Genomic DNA, 3112 nt, shown 5'->3' on the forward strand with positions numbered 1-3112 from the left:
TTCTCCTTCCTCAAGCGTGTGAAGGGCGTAGCCCAACGGTAGGTGGGAGATGAATTTCGGTTTAGCATAGCCAAAAGCTTTTGATAAACTAGCTATATGAAGTTCTTTGATAACTTGATATATGAGGTTGCAGGAAGAAAATTGAGTGCGAAAACCAAGCCATTCGATCAACCGTACCAAAAGAGCGTCCAAGCGTTGGACATCTAGGGATGGAACACCCCGAAGTAACGCTCAGGGAGACGAAAGGTTGCTTTCATCGTGGAACTGAGAAGCTCCCACTTCAAGCTTTGCTAAGTGGCGAGTAGTTCACAGCCATCGATTAAACTTCCTGATGTATATTCTCTTTATAATTTCAGTAACTAGAGCATATATTGTTAAAATTCCAAATAACCACGGGAAATAATTCAACGGAAGTGGAGTTAAGTCAATTTGGGTACTTAACCTGGTAAATGGAAGGGAAATCCCTATAATCATAACTAAACCTGTAAGTATCAAAACAGGTCTAGCAGCCGTACTTTGTAGAAAAGGAATATGTTGAGTACGAATCATATGCACAATTAATAATTGTGTTAGTAACCCTACTACGAACCAACCCGTTTGAAATAAGGATTGCATTTCAAGAATATTTGCACCAAATATATTCCACATTACAATAAAAATGATTATATCAAAAACACTACTTACCGGCCCAATAAAAATGATAAAACGAAATAAATCTTTTGTATCCCAACTTCTTGGTTTCACTAAAAATTCATTGTCTACTTTATCCCATGGAATTGAAAGTTGGGATAGATTATATAGTAAGTTTTGACATAATATTTGAATTGGTAACATTGGAAGAAAAGGAAGAAATGCGCTAGCAATTAATAAACTTAATACATTTCCAAAATTTGAACTTGCTGTCATCTTAATATACTTCAGTATATTTCCAAACGTTGTCCGCCCTTCCACAATAGCATCTTCTAATACATGTAAATTCTTTTCTATAAGTATAATATCTGAACACTCTTTAACGATATCATCTGCTGTATGGATAGATACACCAACGTCAGACTGTTTTAAAGCAAACACATCGTTAATTCCATCCCCCATAAATCCAACTGTATGGCCATTCATTTGAAGTGCCTTAATAATACGAAATTTTTGACTAGGATTTAGTTTTGCGAACACACTTGTTTTACTTGCAAGTTTTACTAATGCTTTATCAGGAAGACTATCTATTTCATAACCCAGTACTGGTTCTCCTATATACAAGCCCATTTTCCTACATACATTTCTTGTCACGGACTCATTATCACCAGTTAAAATTTTCACTTGTACCCCTTTCTTTTGTAGAGTATGAAGTGCAGCCATAGCCGATTGTTTGGGTGGATTTGAAAAACCAACATATCCAACAAGTATCATATCTGATTCATCATTAATAGAGTAACTCCCCACTTTATCACTCTTTAACTGCTTATATGCAACTGCAACAGCTCGCATCCCACGTTCCTGCCAGAGTTCAATTAAGTGTTTATTTTTACGTTGGATTTCATCTGTAATAGGAATTATCTTATTATTTTCTTTTATATAACTACAAATTGATATAACTTCTCTAACAGCACCTTTACATAGCATTATTCGTTCGTTAGCATTTGTTTCTACAACAACTGAAACTCGTCTTCGATTAAAATCAAATGGGCATTCATCTATTTTTGAGTATTGAGATATATCATATTCACTACAATCTCTTACATAACGCATAACCGATAGATCAATTTCATTTTTATATGCTGTATGAAAGTAACTATTTAAATACGCTAATTTCAAAACCTTATCCGACTTTTCTCCATTTGTATCTGTATGACGTACCAGGTCCATTTTATCTTCTGTCAACGTGCCTGTCTTGTCGGTACAGAGAATATCCATAGCTCCGAGATTATGGATAGAAGATAGTTGTTTTACAAGTACCTTCTTTTTACTCATATTAATAGAACCTTTAGCCAAATTAGCGGTTACAATCATTGGAAGCATCTCTGGAGTAAGTCCAATCGCTACAGCTAAAGCGAATAAAAATGCCTCATACCAATTCCCATTTATAACTCCATGTATCATCATAACAATAGGTGTCATGATAATCATAAATTTGATTAATAGCCAACTAACTTTGCTTACCCCTTTATCGAATCTAGAATCAGATWTCTTGTTCAGTTTAAATTGATTCTTTGCTATTGAACCAAAGTAAGTATCTGTTCCAGTACCCACAACTATTGCTTTTGCGGTACCACTTATAATATGAGTTCCCATAAAACAGAGATTTTCCAATTCGATCAAATTTTGGATTTTTCTAATTTTACGTTTTTTGTACATATGGAAATACTGATTTGTTTTAACAATGGGTAATGCTTCCCCTGTTAGTGATGATTGATTTACAAGTAAATTTTCCGATGAGATGATTCGTACATCTGCAGGTACAATATTCCCGGCAGATAATTCTATAATATCCCCTGGTACAAGATTCTCAAGAGCAACTTGTACCTTTCCACTTTCTTCTAATACCGCCCTCTTATTTTCCTTATATAAAACATCTCCCCCCCTCAGAACAGTTACCTTTTCATATACAAGATTTTTTAATTTTTCTATAGACTTCTGAGAACGAATTTCTTGTATGAACCGAATTAACACACTTACAGCCACCATAATCCCTACAATAATAGTACCCTTTATATCATTAGTAAGAAAAGATAACATCCCTAATATTATTAGAAGAGAAATAAACGGACTTCTAAAAGAATTAAATAATGTTATATACCATTTTATTCTTTTTTGATAAATCACTTTATTTTCCCCATATACTTCAAGCCGCTTAGTAGCTTCTTCCTGAGAAAGTCCATGAGACGATGTTTTAAAAAAAGCTAACGTCGACTCAACATCACTTTTTGCAATTTCACTTAGCATTTTATAATTTTTTCCTAGTACTTCCTGATTATAAAAAGATTTTTTTTTATTAGATCGCAACAACTTAACCTCCTACCCATTAAATAAAATCCCCCTGTTTTTTCAAAATATAATTTTAACGAATTCCCCGAAAGAATTCTCCTTCCTCAAGCGTGTGAAGGGCGTAGCCCAACGG

Annotated in this window: 1 protein-coding gene; it reads right to left on the reverse strand. The window is 34.2% G+C overall.

From position 1 onward, the window contains the following. Positions 1–306: 306 nt before the first annotated feature. On the reverse strand, positions 307–3000 hold the full coding sequence (mgtA, locus tag AC1DJR_RS23605) for a magnesium-translocating P-type ATPase (protein WP_477003639.1): 2694 nt from the start codon (positions 2998–3000) through the stop codon (positions 307–309). Positions 3001–3112 lie beyond the last annotated feature (112 nt).

The sequence above is a fragment of the Bacillus sp. 05T31 genome, from assembly GCF_056396725.1.